Annotated in this window: 11 protein-coding genes; 1 reads left to right on the top strand and 10 read right to left on the bottom strand. The window is 50.5% G+C overall.

Features of this window, described 5'->3' with window-relative positions; translation table 11 throughout:
- Positions 1 to 40: 40 nt before the first annotated feature.
- The 4 genes from RQM65_RS11875 to RQM65_RS11860 form a co-directional block, all read right to left on the bottom strand.
- Positions 41 to 1,987 (bottom strand): discoidin domain-containing protein, encoded by a 1,947-nt coding sequence (locus RQM65_RS11875; RefSeq protein ID WP_432279868.1) that lies wholly within the window; start codon positions 1,985 to 1,987, stop codon positions 41 to 43.
- 407 nt (positions 1,988 to 2,394) lie between these two features.
- On the bottom strand, positions 2,395 to 3,798 hold the full coding sequence (locus RQM65_RS11870) for a Gfo/Idh/MocA family protein (RefSeq protein ID WP_314015255.1): 1,404 nt from the start codon (positions 3,796 to 3,798) through the stop codon (positions 2,395 to 2,397).
- A 173-nt stretch (positions 3,799 to 3,971) separates the two neighbouring features.
- The gene (locus tag RQM65_RS11865; protein ID WP_314015254.1) at positions 3,972 to 4,832 is read right to left on the bottom strand and encodes a fumarylacetoacetate hydrolase family protein; all 861 of its coding nucleotides are present in this window, start codon (positions 4,830 to 4,832) and stop codon (positions 3,972 to 3,974) included.
- Between the two features lie 151 nt (positions 4,833 to 4,983).
- A complete protein-coding gene (locus tag RQM65_RS11860; RefSeq protein WP_314015253.1) occupies positions 4,984 to 6,309 on the bottom strand; it encodes an L-fuconate dehydratase in 1,326 nt (441 codons plus the stop codon).
- Between the two features lie 262 nt (positions 6,310 to 6,571).
- Between RQM65_RS11860 and RQM65_RS11855 the strand changes: the two genes are divergently transcribed.
- Positions 6,572 to 7,153 carry a precorrin-2 dehydrogenase/sirohydrochlorin ferrochelatase family protein gene (locus RQM65_RS11855; RefSeq protein ID WP_314015252.1) on the top strand — a complete coding sequence of 194 codons (582 nt, stop codon included), beginning with the start codon at positions 6,572 to 6,574 and terminating at the stop codon, positions 7,151 to 7,153.
- Between the two features lie 168 nt (positions 7,154 to 7,321).
- Here the strand turns inward: RQM65_RS11855 and RQM65_RS11850 are convergent, their stop codons facing one another.
- The 6 genes from RQM65_RS11850 to RQM65_RS11825 form a co-directional block, all read right to left on the bottom strand.
- Positions 7,322 to 7,657, bottom strand: coding sequence for an L-rhamnose mutarotase (locus RQM65_RS11850; RefSeq protein WP_314015250.1), 336 nt, complete (start codon positions 7,655 to 7,657; stop codon positions 7,322 to 7,324).
- Between the two features lie 100 nt (positions 7,658 to 7,757).
- Complete coding sequence (locus tag RQM65_RS11845) at positions 7,758 to 10,916, bottom strand: PVC-type heme-binding CxxCH protein (protein ID WP_314015249.1); 3,159 nt, start codon at positions 10,914 to 10,916, stop codon at positions 7,758 to 7,760.
- Positions 10,917 to 11,153: 237 nt separating this feature from the next.
- On the bottom strand, positions 11,154 to 12,140 hold the full coding sequence (locus tag RQM65_RS11840; RefSeq protein WP_314015247.1) for a Gfo/Idh/MocA family protein: 987 nt from the start codon (positions 12,138 to 12,140) through the stop codon (positions 11,154 to 11,156).
- Entirely contained in the window at positions 12,137 to 13,156 is a 1,020-nt protein-coding gene (locus RQM65_RS11835) for an NAD-dependent epimerase/dehydratase family protein (RefSeq protein WP_314015245.1), read from the bottom strand. Before RQM65_RS11835 ends, RQM65_RS11840 begins: the two co-directional genes overlap by 4 nt.
- Before the next feature lie 33 nt (positions 13,157 to 13,189).
- Positions 13,190 to 14,302, bottom strand: a complete 1,113-nt coding sequence (locus RQM65_RS11830) for a zinc-dependent alcohol dehydrogenase (RefSeq protein ID WP_314015244.1) — start codon at positions 14,300 to 14,302, stop codon at positions 13,190 to 13,192.
- A gap of 194 nt (positions 14,303 to 14,496) precedes the next feature.
- Positions 14,497 to 15,654: a Gfo/Idh/MocA family protein gene (locus tag RQM65_RS11825; RefSeq protein WP_314015242.1), complete on the bottom strand. Its 1,158-nt coding sequence runs from the start codon at positions 15,652 to 15,654 to the stop codon at positions 14,497 to 14,499.
- Positions 15,655 to 15,657 lie beyond the last annotated feature (3 nt).

Raw genomic sequence — 15,657 nt, 5'->3', positions numbered from 1 at the left:
AAATCGAAGTGTTCTATGAACGTCTTTTTCGGACAAGCTTTTAATCTTTTTCCGTAATCACCCCGATTTCCCCAAACGACGTCCTAAAATCGTCGCCATCAACATTCGTTGCCCTTAATTTGATATACTGCCCCTTGGTTGGCTCAAACTCAACGGTCTGTTCGATACGGTTGTTGACCACATTGCCGAACTCGCCTTCGGCCACGGCTTTCCAATTTTGGGCATCGGAACTGACCGAAAACTTGTAGCCCGTAATGATTCCGAAGGGATAGCGTTCTTGTATCGGCCAGTAGGTAAAGCCTTTTAATTTGTACGACTTCCCCAGGTCTATGACCAGCTCCTGCGGTCTTTCCCCGCCTTCGTCCGTTGCCCAAAAGGTGTCGGGATTCTCATCAATCGCCTTTATGGCCTCCGAAATGGTTCCGCTGGATACTTCCACGACCTTCCAGTCCTTTTTAGCAATATCGTAGCGTTTGAGCGCAGTCTCCGTCGTCTCCCCCGATTCGGGGTCATATGCGATCGCCTTGACCGTGGTCGGTTCATCTACCGGAAACGGCTTCTCGAATTTCGGGGAAGCCGCGGTAGGCTTACTACCGTCCAAAGTATAGTGCACCTCGATATTCTTATCGGGAACGGACAGCGTGACCCTGCCGTCCCTGTTTCTTTGGAGGTCGGGCAGCGTAAGCAGGTTAGGGGCCCGATAGAGTTCGATGTTGGAGATGGCCAAGGGTCCTTTGGCATCCAAGAAATTGACCCGCACTTTGGATGCCGTCACGGGATCGAACCGCAATATCCGTTTGTACCCGACCGTGGTCTGTCTATCGATTTCCTTCCATTCGCCGTCGACCTCTGCTTCGACGCTAAAGTTTTTAACCCGCTGCCCCAAGGGAATATACTCTTGCAAAAGGACACGGTTGACCTCGGTAGGATCGCCAAAATCGAAGGTGATCGAAGCGGAGGAAAGGGTATCGTTGGTCGACCAGTAGGTGTCGTCAGCCCCGTCGTTGACATTGGTCGCACCGAATTGCCGGCCATTGCCACGTTCATCGGTGGCCGTTACCCTGGCGTTTTTGGCCAATTCGGACTTAAAATCCAGGTCCAGTTGTCCACGCAGGGCCATCAACTGCTTTACATCCGTCTCGTGCACCAATCCCCTGTCGTCAACGGGCAGGTTGAGCAGTAAGCTGGCGTTGCGGCCCACCGAACGGTAGTAAATGTCCAACAAATGGGGAAGGGACTTTACCTGATGATCTTCGGCGGAATGATAATACCATCCCGGGCGGATGGAGACATCGGCCTCTGCGGGGAGCCAGTGGGTACCGTCTTTATGACCGGAGCGCAGTTCTTTGTAGCGCGGCCAACCGGGATAGATCTCATCGCGCCGCATAATGCTCCAATTGGTCTCGTTGGCATATCCTTCTTCATTGCCTACCCAACGGATATCGGGACCTGCATCGCTAAAGATGACCGCATTAGGCTGCAGTTCCCTGATTATGTTCGTGACCTTGTCCCATTCATAGTAGGTCTTGTTATCGATCTTACGTTCCTCGTTCGCCCCACCGTAATAGCCCGTTCCACCGTTGGCCCCGTCGAACCAGACCTCGAAGATATCTCCGTAGTTCGTCAACAGTTCCCGCAACTGCTCATGAAAAATGGCGACGTATTCCGGATGGCCGTACCGCGGATTGTTCCGGTCCCAAGGGGATAGATACACGCCGAATTGGAGTCCATATTCCTCGCAGGCTTCCGCCAGGTCCTTGATAAGGTCGCCATTACCATCTTTCCAGGGGGAATTCTTGACCGAATGCTCCGTAGTCTTGGTCGGCCACAGGCAAAAACCGTCGTGGTGCTTAGCGGTAATAATGATGCCCTTCATACCCGCCTCCTTGGCGACCTCGGCCCACTGCCCGGCATCCAAGGCGGATGGGTCGAATTGTTCGGGGGACTCCCCGCCGGTGCCCCATTCCATATCCGTAAAGGTATTCATGTTGAAATGGATGAAGGCGTAGTATTCCAATTGCTGCCAACTGAGCTGCCGCTCCGAGGGCAAGGGGCCCACCGGCTTGGGCTGTGCTGCAATTTCAAAGGAACTACATATCAAAAACAGGAGTAGTATCGCAAAAGGCAGTTTAAAAAATTGAAGTGAAATCTTCACGGGATATCGATTTATTATAGTTGGAGTTCAAGTTAACGGAGTCCAGTAACCATCGGAATTACTGCTGGCAAGTAATCAGGTCGTCGACTTTTTGTCCCGTCTTTTCATCCTTGCATCATTCCGTCCTTTTGTCCTTTTGTCCTTTTGTCCTTCTGTCCTTTTGTCCTTCTGTCAAGAACATCACATTTCCCCATTGAAGGAAACGGACAAGAACCTGAATACACGGCCTTCAATGCGTATTATACGTTCTCCATAATCCCCAACGCCCGCTCTTCCTTCCAATTTCCCCGTGTAAAATCAGGAAATTTGACAGGCGCATTGCCTTTTTGGATAGAAATACCTGAAAGCGGCGTCACCACGGACCAATCCGCGGCATCGTACACATCCATATCCAAAGCTCGGCCTTGGTTGAAACCATCGATTAGCCGGTATAGCAGTACGAAGTCCATTCCCCCGTGTCCGCCGTGTTTGGCAATTTCGTCCTTGAGCCTGTTCCAAATGGGGTGTTTGTATTTCTCGAAGACCTCGGCATGTTCGGCCTCGGTCAGCCAATCGTGCTTTCCGTTCACGCTCAACCGGCTGGGATAACCCTCATGGTAGGCCTTGGTTCCCGAAATCGCATTGATACGGCTATAGACCCTGGGCGATGCCACATCGTGTTGCACCATAATCGTCCGCCCCTTGGCGGTTTTGATCAGGGTCATATTCATATCGCCGTGCTTGAAATCGGTATGCTTATAGAATTCGTTGTCGGGCTCGATGGTCTTGGCATATTCGGATAGATTCGCCTCCAGCGAGCTCATCGATACCAAGTGGTTGAAGCGATCGCCCCGGTTGATGTCCATATACTGTGCGACCGGTGCCAGCCCGTGCATCGGGTACAGGTTGCCGTCGTATTTCACATGATGCCGGATACGCCATTGGTTATAATACCCGGTCTTGCTGAACATCGAGTGCCTGAGATCGTGGATATAGGCCGCTTCGCCGTGGGTGAGGGTGCCGAAGTAGCCCTGATCGACCATTTGCAGCAGGGTAAGCTCTTCATTGCCGTAGCACACATTCTCCAGCATCATGCAGTTGCGCTGGGTCTCTTCGGCCGTATCGACCAGTTTCCAGCAATCTTCGACCGTATAGGCTGCGGGTACCTCAACGGCGGCGTGTTTGCCCTGTTGCATGGCATATACGCACATGGGCACGTGGTCTTCCCATGGGGTGCTGATAATCACCAAATCGATATCATCGCGCTTGACCATGTCTTTCCACGCCTCTTCGGTACCGCTATATTTTTTTGGATTCTGGCCCATTTCCTTGGCGAAATCCACGGATTTTTGAGCGTATTCATCCCGGATATCGCAAATAGCGGTAATTTTTGCTTTGGGATGTAGGGCCGCCATGTGTTTGACGTGGCTACTCCCCCGGTTTCCCACCCCGATAAAAGCTACGTTCACCTGCTCTATGGGTTCGGTTTTCAATCCGATGACGGACTTCCCATAGGATGGTCTTTTTTCGGACATCTTCTCCAAGGCCCTGTCCACGTCGGACTTGCCAAAGGCCGCCGCTCCCGGAAGCCCCAAAAACGCCCCGACCAGGGCCGAGGACCGTATAAATTTTCTTCTGTCGAAACTGTTCTTGGAATCTTCCATGGTATTTGGTTTTGTGATTTTTGTTTTTATGTATCGCTTTTTTGAATGCTCTTGGTTCGAACCCGGATTACCTTAGAATTTAAAGTTCTATCGTTACTTTGTAGCTGTTCAAGGTTCAAGGTCCGTCCACTTAGAACCTTTAGTTAGAACTGATGACGACCAGCTTCCGTCAACTACTTCCCTTGATATGCTCTTGCTGTCTGCTTCGATCTCCCTAGACCTTGGATTCCAAGTTCGACCACATCGCCGGGTTTCAAATATCTCTGGGGGTCGAGTCCGAGTCCCACCCCGAACGGGGTGCCGGTGGAGATAATATCGCCCGGCATCAAAGTCATAAACTGACTGATGTAACTGATCTGTTCGGGAATGTCGAATACGAAATCCGAGGTGTTGCTATCTTGCATCGTTTCCCCGTTCAAGGTCAACCAAAGATTAAGGTTGTGCGGGTCATCGATTTCATCTTTGGTGGCGATAAAGGGACCGATCGGTGCAAAGGTATCGCAGCTTTTGCCCTTGACCCATTGACCGTGACGCTCCAGCTGAAATTCCCTTTCGCTATAATCGTTATGCAATACGTAGCCCGCCACATGGTCCATCGCCTCGTCTTTGGAAACGTAAGATGCTTTTTTGCCTATGACCACGCCAAGTTCGACCTCCCAATCCGTTTTTTGGCTTCCCTTTGGGATGATCAAGTCGTCGTTGGGACCCACAATCGCGGAGGTGGCCTTAAAGAATAGCACGGGTTCTTTTGGGATCTCCATTCCGCTTTCCGCGGCATGCTTGGCGTAGTTCAATCCCACACAGACCAGTTTGGAAGGTCTCCACGAAGGCGGTCCCAGCCGGATGGTCCCCTCGATTTTCGGGCACTTGTCTTGATGGGATGCCAGCCAATCCTGAAGTTTGGAGATCCCTTGGTTTCCAAAAAAGTGCTCGTCGTAATCCTGTCCGAAAGCGGATACATCCAACCGGGTGCCATCCTCAAGTTGTACCCCGGGCTTTTCTTTACCTGTTTCGCCAAATCGTATTAATTTCATACGTTGAAATATTTTAATGAATTTATTAATGCTCGTTTCGTAAAAAAAATTGTTTCAAGTTCTTGTTTTACGTTGTCAACATCGGGCTTCAGCTCTGACAAAGTTCCCTGATAAATTTCATCAGATCTCCCTCAGCTTTGACCGAGGGATTTTACTCTTGTTCCTTAGAAATCTCCTCCCAGACCCTACCTTCGGGAAAACTATATGCTTGAAGGGATTCCCTTTTTATCTCGATACTATATCCCGGAAGTTCAGGTGGCATGTACGCTCCATTCTTCATTTTTACCGGATCGATAAAATGCTCGTGCAGGTGATCGACATATTCAATGATGCGATTTTCGAGAGATCCGCTGATCGCAATATAGTCGATCATGGACAGATGTTGTACATATTCACAAAGTCCCACTCCGCCCGCATGCGGACAAACGGGAATTTCGAATTTGGCCGCCATCAACAAAATCGCCAAAATCTCGTTTACGCCCCCTACTCTACAGCTATCGATCTGGCAGATGCCGATGGCCCTGGCCTGCATCAATTGCTTGAACATGACCCGGTTCTGGCAATGCTCGCCCGTAGCGACATGGATCGGGGCAATGGCCTTTGCGATTTTCGCATGGCCTAGAATGTCATCGGGACTGGTAGGTTCCTCGATCCACCAAGGATCGAACTTGGCCAGTTCTTCCATATTGGTGATGGCCTCATCAACATCCCATTTTTGGTTGGCATCCATCATCAGCCTCAGGTCCGGCCCGATTTCCTCCCGGATGATGGCTGCCCGGCGCATATCATCGGCTAAATCGGAACCTACTTTGATCTTGATATGGTCGAAACCCTCGGCCTTGGCCTCTTGGCACAGCCTGCGCATCTTATCATCGGAATAGCCCAGCCACCCCGCGGAGGTCGTATAGGCAGGATATCCATCCTTATGCAATCTATCGATACGTTCCTGTTTTGAAGCCTTCTTTCTTTTTAGCAATTGCAAGGCCTCGTCGGGCGTTATGGCATCCGTAATGTACGTAAAGTCGACACAGGAAACCAGCTCTTCGGGGGACATATCGGCGACCAGCTTCCAAAGTGGTTTACCTTCCTTTTTGGCGTACAAGTCCCAAACGGCATTGACCAGGGCGGCCGTCGCCAGGTGGATAACTCCCTTTTCGGGACCCAACCAGCGCAACTGGCTATCCCCGGAAATCATTCTATAGAAAGCGCCCATGTCCGCCGTGAAGCTTTCGAGCGTTTTCCCAATAATCAGGGGGGATAACGAACGCACCGCCGCCACACAAAGCTCGTTGCCCCGTCCTATGGTAAAAGTCAGTCCGTGCCCCTCCAGACTATCGGGATGGTCCGTTTTCAAAATGACGTAGGCCGCCGAATAATCCGGATCAGGATTCATGGCATCGGAACCGTCTAAAGACCGACTGGTCGGGAAGCGGACGTCGTTAATCTCGATGTCCGTAATACGGGTGGTGTTTTTCATTTCAAATAGCTTAGAATAACAAAACTAAGGTTTAGGCCGTTATTTGGCTACGCCGTTACTTTCTAAAACCGATATTTTTTTGTCCTTAATCGCCATCACTGAGCGAATCATAATCGAAATATAGGTATTAATACCAAAGATAGAACTTTGGTCCACCTGTCGGGGGTAGAAATCCTAAGAAATTGGATACCCTGAAATTTAAAATTTCGGTACCCTTAGCTGCCCGGGGTTTTCTATCTTTGTAGGATACTAATTGCATGGCATGGAACGCAACGAACTGTATCCCATATTTTTAAAGGTGTCCCACCTGAACATCTTGATCGTAGGGGGCGGGAACGTGGCCCTGGAAAAGCTGACATTTTTGTTGAAATCGAGCCCTACGGCACAGGTAGCAATGGTGGCGCCGCTATTTCGCGCCGAAACGTCTGTCTTGGCCGACAAGCACGGCATCGCCATGCATAGGGACAGCTATGACCCCAAATATCTTCAGGACAAACATATCGTCATCGCCACGACCGACCGACCGGAAATCAACGAACAGATATATCATGACTGTCGGGCGCAAAGCATCTTGGTCAATGTCGCCGACAACCCACCGTTTTGCGATTTTTATATGGGCGGAATCGTGACCAAAGGTAACGTAAAGGTGGCCATCTCCACGAATGGTAAATCGCCCACCACGGCCAAACGCCTTCGTCAATTTTTCGAGGATGTTATTCCGGAAAATATCGACGATCTGGTCAAAAACCTCAACGAATATCGCAAGACCCTCAAAGGCGATTTCGAGCAAAAAGTGGAGACCCTGAACGAATTTACGAAGGACTTGGTACAAAAACGGAGGTAGAACCGCTGCGCTTTAGAACCTGAGACGTAAGTTCTTTCTCTGACTTTCGCTGGATGCACCTCAGAGATCAACTGCACGCCCGTTCATTCAAAAACCCCGGAGTTATCGTTTGAACAGCGTGTTCCAAATTATCGATCGGCCAAAACGCCCTGATATCTCTCAATGATTTTACAACTCGAAAATATGTTCCATCAACCGCCATTTTTCTCCGGGTTTTGAACCGGGCAGAGCCTGTTGGTAATCCCACATCAAGGTTTCCCATTCCTGTACCTTAGGATTGGCCTCATCGGACTTTTGTTTTTCTTGGAACGAAAAATCGGGCCGGGTCTCCATAATCATAAACAATCGGTCTTCTACGTGGTAGATGTCCAATTTCTCTACTCCGGCCTCCTTGATGCTTGCCGTTATTTCGGGCCACACGTTTTCGTGGTACTCCTTATATTCCTTGATCAGGTCGGGGTCGTTCTTGAGGTCAAGGGCTAGGCAGTAACGTTTTGTTTTCATGGAAGAGCTTTTTTTTAATTTTGTCTTTTGCCCTAAGTCTCACCGTTGTACATCGGGTTTAGGTTTTAAAAGGATTCAGCGTTCAGTTGTAGGCTACCTACTACATCGGGTGCTCTTTCAACAACTCGGCAGGCGAATAGAAACCTTCCTTATCCTTGATTGCCTCCCTCACTTCTTTTACCTTCTCCGGGTCGATGGGGTCGGCTTTGTTGCCGAAACTGTTCCGCACGAAGGTCAATACCGACGCAATCTCCTCATCGTTGAGCATACCTCCGAAAGGCGTCATAGGTACTTGCCCGGGGTAGGACTTGTTTTCAAGCTCAAGCGGCCCCATAAGTCCCTTTAAGGTCAGTTTGATCAAACGTTCCTCACTGCCGGTCACCCATTTCTGACCTGCCAAAGGCGGGAATTGCGATGCGCTCAATCCCTGTCCATCGGATTGATGACAGGTAACACAAAAGCCTTCGCGGTTATAGATTTCCTCACCCTTAACGAACAATTCCTTGGCGGCTCCCTCGAGATCCGTTTTCGTTTTACCGGACTCATCTTCCCCCAGATTATGATCTTTTAAATGGGCCAAGGCCGCTTCGTAGGGTTTTTGCATCCAATCGTCCATCGGCAGTTCCCCCGCGGCCTCTACAATCGGCACGCCCGTCTGCTCATCCAACCAAGAGGCGGCCACTAGAGCCTCTAAACGGACCCGTGGGTTTTCGTCCTTGGCGGCTGCCATCAGCAGATCCGCCTGCTCGGGAATTTGGTGCCCGGTATACCGCAAAACCTTTACGGCGGCGGCTCGGGCCCGAAAATCGTCGGCGTTCAGCAATTGTATCAAAAGATCTTTGTCCACTTGGTTCAGGCCCCAGGTCACCCAAAGAGCTTCCAACAGATGGTGTTCGTAGCGGGGGTCGGAAGTATCAAGGTCCGCGACCCATGTTTTCAGTTGGGGCAGTACCTTTTCCGCATCCCGGCCCCGAAGTTCTCGGCGGGTCCGGTATCGGGAACGGTATTCGGGCAATTTGAGATTATCCAACAGAGTCTCGATGGAGGCCCCGTCGATTTCTGCCGGTTCTACCAAGGGGCGCGAAGGATACGTCATTCTATATATTCTACCGTGTACATGGTCACGCAATGGATCACGGGCGTTGTGCTGCATATGCCCGATCAGTACATTGTGCCAGTCCACGAAATACAGCGAGCCATCGGGGGCGAATTCCATATCCACGGGACGGAAATTCGTATCGGAGGAGGTCACCAGGTCCACACGATGTTCACTGACGTACCCCGATGATTCCGGGTCGTCGACCACAACATGCTGTTTGGTCCCCAAAAAACCGATGGTATTATTGATCAACAGATCGCCCTGCACCTCATCCGGAAAATGTCGGCTGGAAACGAACTCCAGTCCCGACGTCGGCCGTACGCGATGTTCATCCTCGATAATATTCTTGGGAAGCGGACTCGATTGACCGTAGCGCGACTTGATGGTTCCAGGTTGCATCCAAGTAACGTCAGGGCCCGAGGTATGGGCGAAAAACGGTTGACCCCATTCGTCAAAGGCAATCCCCCAGGGATTGGGGATGGGCAACTGCGCGGTACGTTCGAGACGATGCCTTTGTGGACTGTACCGGTAAAAGCCGCCATTGGTCGCCCGAACGGTGCCGTAAGCGGTCTCCACATTGGTATGCAAAAAGACACCTTCACCCATGTAGAGAGCCCCACTGGGGTCGGCCGTAAAAGCGCTGATCGCATGATGCGTATCGTGGTCATCGAAGCCACTGAGCAGTACCTCGCGGGTATCTGCATGGTCGTCCCCGTCGGTATCCTTGAGCAATACGAGGTCAGGGGCCTGGGAGACATACACGCCTTCGGGAGCCAATTCAAACCCGATGGTCAGGCTCAGGCTATCGGCAAACACGGTCTGTTTGTCCGCCTTGCCATCGTTATCGGTATCCTCTAGAATAAGCAATTTATCGTTCGGCTTTCCGTCGCCGGGTTTCCAATGTGGATAGCTTGGCATGACCCCCACCCAAAGGCGACCTTTGTTGTCAAAGGATAACTGTACCGGGTTGGCCAAGTCCTCGAACTCTTCCTCGGAGGCAAAAAGTTCTATTTTATAGCCGTCGGGCACGTCGATTTTGTCGAGGGCATCCTGTCCGTAAAGGTATTTGGGGTCTCCGGATCCATTGACTTCCTTATAATTCGTCTCCACAGGGGGCAATACGCGGGTCTTTGCGTCCATGGCAGCCAGATCGGTGGTCTTTCCAGCGGCGGCGTTCCAGATTGCCGTATCCCGATTGGCCGTCATTTGACGGACTTTTTCTATCTCGTAAGGGTAGTTGTCAGGACCGAAGGGGTCATAGCGCCGTCCGTAGGCATGCACCCCATTGGGAATCTTAAAATCATGGTGCCAGTACCAGTTTTTTTCCACCACGGCGTCGGTCACCGCCTCCCTTTTCGATTCGGCCACAGCATCCTTCTCTCCGAAAATTTGATCGGCCAGAAGCTCGGCAAATTTTTGGTATCCGTAGTCATTCAATTGGAAGCCGTCGGAGGTTATATCTTTTTCGTCGGAATCCATCCAATTCTTACTGGGTTCGAAGGCATCCACGAAGCCTATGCCGTTCTGCGCGGCCACATCGGCCATAGCCTCCGCGTACATCTCGAGGTTCTTGTTTTCGGCGACGCCATCGGGCAGGTCCATTTTATCGGACAGGTCCTCAAACGCGATGGGCGAGACCAATACCAGTTCCGGTGCCGATTCGCCGTTGTATTTTTGTGTTTTGGTATGTTCGATAAAGGCCTGCAGTTCATCCTTATAATTCTGAACACCTTCGGCACCTTGAAAGGATTCGCTGTAACCAAAGAAGGCAATGATAATATCGGCCTCTAGATCGGTCAACCATTCGTCTTCGGTAGGAAAATGACCGATGCTACCCGACTCATTGGCATATTCCGTTTGGAATTTTTCCGCACCCGGAAAGGCCCAGGGGGAATTCCGTGAGGAATGGGGCCGAAAACCCGGCGTATTGCCCCCGTCGCCCATATTTCGGATAAACAGGGTACTATCGGGGTAGCGCAGGTGCAGCTCCGTCTCGAAATGGCCAAAATCCATCATTCGGGAAGCGAGATTGTTTCCTATCAACACGATATGGTCTTTATCATGTACTTCGACCAGGCCCTCTTCTTTGTCGGTACAACCGGTAAAGATGACCAGCAGTAAAACTATTGCCCCAAAAAGGACTTTGTTTTTCTTTGGCATTTTGTTAAATGTTTAGTTTAGATGTTGGTATTTAGTGGTCACTTGGTCACTTGGTCACTTGGTCACTTGGTCACTTGGTCACTTGGTCACTTGGTCACTTGGTCAAGTATGAAAAAATCTAATTTTTTTAGGGATGCTAGCCACTTTTGGGACGGTTTCGAAATTATTCTACTAGGTTGTCTAGACTCCTATTTCTCAAATCTCCATATTAAAGTTTCAAACCTTACGTTCCATGTCTTAAGTCTCAAGTCTCGATTCTAATCTTACATGAACCCCTTCCGTTTCCGACCTCTCACAGGCCTCGATGATTCGCTGACAGGTGATGGCGTCTTCCAAGCTGGACAACGGGTTTTCATCATTGCGGATGACTTGGTCGATAAAATGGACCGCCGTGTTCTTTATGGATTCCGGATAGCATTGATAGGTCTGTGAATGGGGACCATTGGCAGCGTTGATTACAAAATCTCGGTAGCTGTACCGGGTGCTACCTTTGGTTCCCATAACCTTGATGATGCATGACCAGGGATCGCCTGCATGGTCGTCGTTGGCAAAACTGGCACAGAGATGCGATAAGGATCCGTTTTGCATCCGCAAGTTCGCCATGGCCAAGTTCTCCTGGGGCGCCAAGCTCGGATCCGAAGTGTATTTCAAACAGGAAACGGTCTTCGGCTGCCCGGCAAGATATAACATGGTATAACTATGATGGGTCAAAATCTGTCTAATTACCCCTGGATAACGCGCCCTGATTTCGTGCGCATGATGGATGTTGTACATCATATAAAATTGCGTGATTGTACCCAGCTGGCCCTTTTCGATCATGGCTTTCGCCCTTTTGATGCCCGGCTCATAAATATAATTGTGTACCGGCATACATTTCACTCCCGCCTTATCAACTGCATCCTGCATCCGCTCCAGCTCTGAAATACTGGAAGCTGCCGGTTTTTCGACAAGAATGTGCTTTCCGGCCTCTGCCGCACGTATCGTGTATTCGCAATGCGTCTCCATATTGGTCAACACAAAGACAGCATCGATATCGGGATCCTCGAGCAGCTCGTTGACCGAGTCATAGGTCTTGCACCCGAATTTCTCCGCTTTGGCCCGGCCTTTTCCCGGAGTCCGGTTCCACAATCCGACCAACTCGGCACCTTGAAGTCCATTTACGGCCTCGGCGTGTAGATCCGCGATGTCGCCCGCTCCAATAAATCCGATTCCAATGCTTTTCATGAGGCGGGACTTGAAAATTCCAAACTCCCTTTTTCCGCCATATCCCTAAATTCTATCAGTGATTTCCTTACTCCTTCCGCGATTGGAGTCAGCGGAAGGTCTTTAAACGTCGTGTCTATTTTTCCGTGGTTGAGATCGCATACGAAGAGGTTGGGGTCGGCATCCTCGGCAATCGAGAATTTTGCAAATTCATCCATTTCGAGAAGAGCTGCCTCCTTTTCGATGATTTTTAAAAATTCCGGAATAGGGATGGTCTCGCCCTTTACATTAAATGCCCCGAACCCTTCGTAGGACTGCAAGGTGCACTCCGCAAATGCACTGCCGATATCCTCCACAAAATGATAGTTTTCTCGGCCTTGATATGGCATTTCAAAGGGAATCTTCTCTCCGGACACGGTCCCTAGGGCCACCGCCTTCATCGCGTTGGTCGGTGCCGAGGTCTTTCCTTTGTCCCGACCTTTGCCATACGTCGTATTAATACGCAGACACAGGGTCGGGACGCCAGTAGTGTCGTAGAATAACCGGGCCAAATGCTCTCCCGCCAACTTCCAAATTCCATAGTGGTTCGGGGGTGCCAGGGGCACATTCTCCGAAATAAGTTCTTGAGGATACATGGCCCTTTTGCCGTACACCGCCGCGGAACTTGCGAATACAAACCGCTTCAGATTCGCAAGTTTTTCGGCAGCATCGAAAAGCGCCATCGTACCCCCCGTATTGATCTGCATCCCGCCGATGTGGTCCCTCGAACAATCGGGACTCTGATAGGCGCCCAAGTGTATGATGTGGGTGGGGTCGATTTTCGGTAATAGTTCCGAAATGGCTTCATAGTTCGATACATCCAACTTTACAAATTCCAAACGTGCATCCAAGCCTTCGCCCAGCCATAATTTTAAGGGTTCTTTGTTGCTCGAACGGGTAGCGACTACAATTTTTTCGACTTCGGAATACTGTAATAATTTATATATCGTGACCGCTCCGATGCAACCCGTACCGCCTGTTATGAAGATTCTGCTCATTTTTGTTGAATGTTAGATTTGATTCGACAGTGTTTAGTTCATTTTAACAACCGCTTTTACATTGTTCGCACCAATAGAATCTTCGAAGGCTTGGGTGATGTCCTTAAAATCATAGGCGTCGATATAGGCATCAGCGGGAAAAACACCCGTTACCATTAATTTTTGGGCAACCCTATAATCCTCTCTACAAGATCCCATCGATCCTCGCATGTTCAACGAGGTACGGGTCAAGTGGGTAGCGTTGATGGCAACTTCCTTGGGGTAGGTGGCGATAACACAAATATCGCCTTCCGGTCGGACAACGGATATAGCTTCGGAAAGCACTTGGGGTACGCCAGAACATTCGATCAACAGGTCAACTTGTCCGTTGGTGCCGAAGGGAATTCCATCGGCATCTTCGATTCCCGCTTTTAATTGTTGTGCGAGCGTGTTTTCGGGGGATACCTCAATGGTGATAAATCCCTGTTCCCCGGCCTTTTTCAAACGGATGTCACGGTCGTGTGCGATGCCGGTCACCAGCACCCTGGCCCCAGCGGCCTTTGCCAATTCGGCGGACATAAGACCTATGATTCCACATCCGGTCACGACCACATCGTCACCTGGCTTAATGTGACATTTGTGGTATAGGGCATTTACGACAACGGACAGCGGTTCTACCAATGCCCCTTGTTGAGGGGAGAGCCCTTTCATAAGCGGGACGACCCGGTCGGATTCCAATACCACTTGCTGTCCGAATCCTCCATTTCTATGGAAACCAATAATCTGTTTTTCCGGACAGAGGTTCCATTTCGCCACGCTACAGGCGGGGCAGTCCTCATCTTGGCAGCCCAGCATCGCCAAGGGCGTAAAGCGGTCGCCGACCTTGAGGCCATCGTGGTCGCCGGGACCCAGCTCGAGAATTTCGGCACTGAATTCGTGACCGATGATTCGAGGCCGTTCGACCCAATCAAAATTCGGTTTGCCCAAGGCGGCACTGTTGTCTGATCCGCAAATTCCAGTATATAGCGTTTTTGCCAAAATCTCTCCTTCCCGAAGCTCTGGAGTCTTCATTTCAACCACTGCGGTATTGGCGGTCACAGAACCCTCCGAACCGGGATAAATTCTTTCACGACCTTGTAGGCAGAAGCCTTTTAGTTGTTCTATCATTGTTTTTTTAGGCTAATTGTCCGATTTTTAATTTCAAGTGTTTTGGTTTAAGGTTCAATCGCTGCTGCGCAGCTGTTCAAGGTATAAGGTTGAAAGTTAAAAACCCCGAACCTTTAACGCGCCTTTGGCGCCATTGAACCTTGAACCTTCTCGGGCGGGTCATTGACTAAAAACCGCTACCGCCACTGCCGACCTTATTTCCACTCCACCCCGGTGTCCTTCCAGCTTCTGGACTTCGCCGATTCCAGAACCGCCTCACAGACTTTCTGGGTTTCTTGGGCTTCCTTAAAGGTGGGGGAGCAAGGTTTTCCTTCCTCCAAAGCTTTCAGAAAGTCCGCTACCTGATGGACAAAACTGTGTTCGTATCCGATAGAGAGTCCCGGAACCCACCACTTGTCCATATAAGGCTGATCACCATCGGTGACATGAATGGAGCGCCAACCCCTCTCGACGGATTCATCGCGGTGGTCGAAGTACTCCAATCGCGATAGGTCGTGTAAATCCCATCTAATGGAGGCATGTTCGCCATTGATCTCAAAAGTATATAGCGCTTTATGGCCCCTGGCATACCGGGTGGCTTCGAACAGCCCTAAAGATCCATTGTCGAAATGACAATGGAACAAACACGCATCATCGATGGTCACTTTCTGTTTTTCTCCGGTTTTGGAATGCACCCGTTCTTTGATAAAGGTCTCTGTCACGGCGGAGACATCCTTAATGCCGCCGTTTAACCACATTGCCGTATCGATACAATGGGCCAACAGGTCACCGGTCACTCCGGATCCGGCAGCGTCATTGTCTAACCGCCACGTGCCCTCGCCACCTTGGGGCAGTTCCGGACTGATGGTCCAATCCTGCAAAAAGTTCGCTCGGTAGTGAAAAATTTTGCCGAGTTTTCCGGCGTCGATCAGCTGCTTGGCCAGGGTCACAGCAGGAACCCTCCTGTAGTTGTAATATACCGTATTGGCGATCCCGGCCTTTTCGACGGCATCGACCATCGGCTGGGCCTCGGCAACGGTACGGGCCAAGGGTTTCTCGCACAGCACCATTTTTCCTGCCTCTGCCGCAGCAATAGCGATTTCGGCGTGCATGTGGTTCGGGGTACAGATATCGATTGCGTCGATATCATCGCGCGCCACCAATTTGCGCCAATCCGTTTCGAAGGATTCGTAGCCCCATTGTTCCGCGAAGGCCTTGACCCGTTCTTCGTTCCTGGCACAGACCGCCTTCAGAATAGGATTGTATTGTAAATCGGGAAAAAAATTGGGCACCCTTCTATAGGCGTTCGAGTGGGTACGGCCCATAAAGCCATACCCGACCAAGCCGATCCGTAAGTCTTTTTTATTGCTCATTGT

It is taken from the genome of Pricia mediterranea (assembly GCF_032248455.1).
In the GTDB taxonomy this organism is placed as follows: Bacteria; Bacteroidota; Bacteroidia; order Flavobacteriales; family Flavobacteriaceae; genus Pricia; species Pricia mediterranea.
The sequence above is the reverse complement of the archived record's forward strand: the minus strand, read 5'-3'. Positions and strand labels throughout refer to the sequence as shown.

Excerpts from the sequence above, each read along its gene's own strand:
- RQM65_RS11870 (WP_314015255.1), bottom strand. The coding sequence starts at position 3,798 with ATGGAAGATTCCAAGAACAGTTTCGACAGAAGAAAATTTATACGGTCC.
- RQM65_RS11875 (WP_432279868.1), bottom strand. The coding sequence starts at position 1,987 with ATGAATACCTTTACGGATATGGAATGGGGCACCGGCGGGGAGTCCCCC.
- RQM65_RS11850 (WP_314015250.1), bottom strand. The coding sequence starts at position 7,657 with ATGAAAACAAAACGTTACTGCCTAGCCCTTGACCTCAAGAACGACCCC.
- RQM65_RS11860 (WP_314015253.1), bottom strand. The coding sequence starts at position 6,309 with ATGAAAAACACCACCCGTATTACGGACATCGAGATTAACGACGTCCGC.
- RQM65_RS11855 (WP_314015252.1), top strand. The coding sequence starts at position 6,572 with ATGGAACGCAACGAACTGTATCCCATATTTTTAAAGGTGTCCCACCTG.
- RQM65_RS11830 (WP_314015244.1), bottom strand. The coding sequence starts at position 14,302 with ATGATAGAACAACTAAAAGGCTTCTGCCTACAAGGTCGTGAAAGAATT.
- RQM65_RS11840 (WP_314015247.1), bottom strand. The coding sequence starts at position 12,140 with ATGAAAAGCATTGGAATCGGATTTATTGGAGCGGGCGACATCGCGGAT.
- RQM65_RS11865 (WP_314015254.1), bottom strand. The coding sequence starts at position 4,832 with ATGAAATTAATACGATTTGGCGAAACAGGTAAAGAAAAGCCCGGGGTA.
- RQM65_RS11845 (WP_314015249.1), bottom strand. The coding sequence starts at position 10,916 with ATGCCAAAGAAAAACAAAGTCCTTTTTGGGGCAATAGTTTTACTGCTG.
- RQM65_RS11835 (WP_314015245.1), bottom strand. The coding sequence starts at position 13,156 with ATGAGCAGAATCTTCATAACAGGCGGTACGGGTTGCATCGGAGCGGTC.
- RQM65_RS11825 (WP_314015242.1), bottom strand. The coding sequence starts at position 15,654 with ATGAGCAATAAAAAAGACTTACGGATCGGCTTGGTCGGGTATGGCTTT.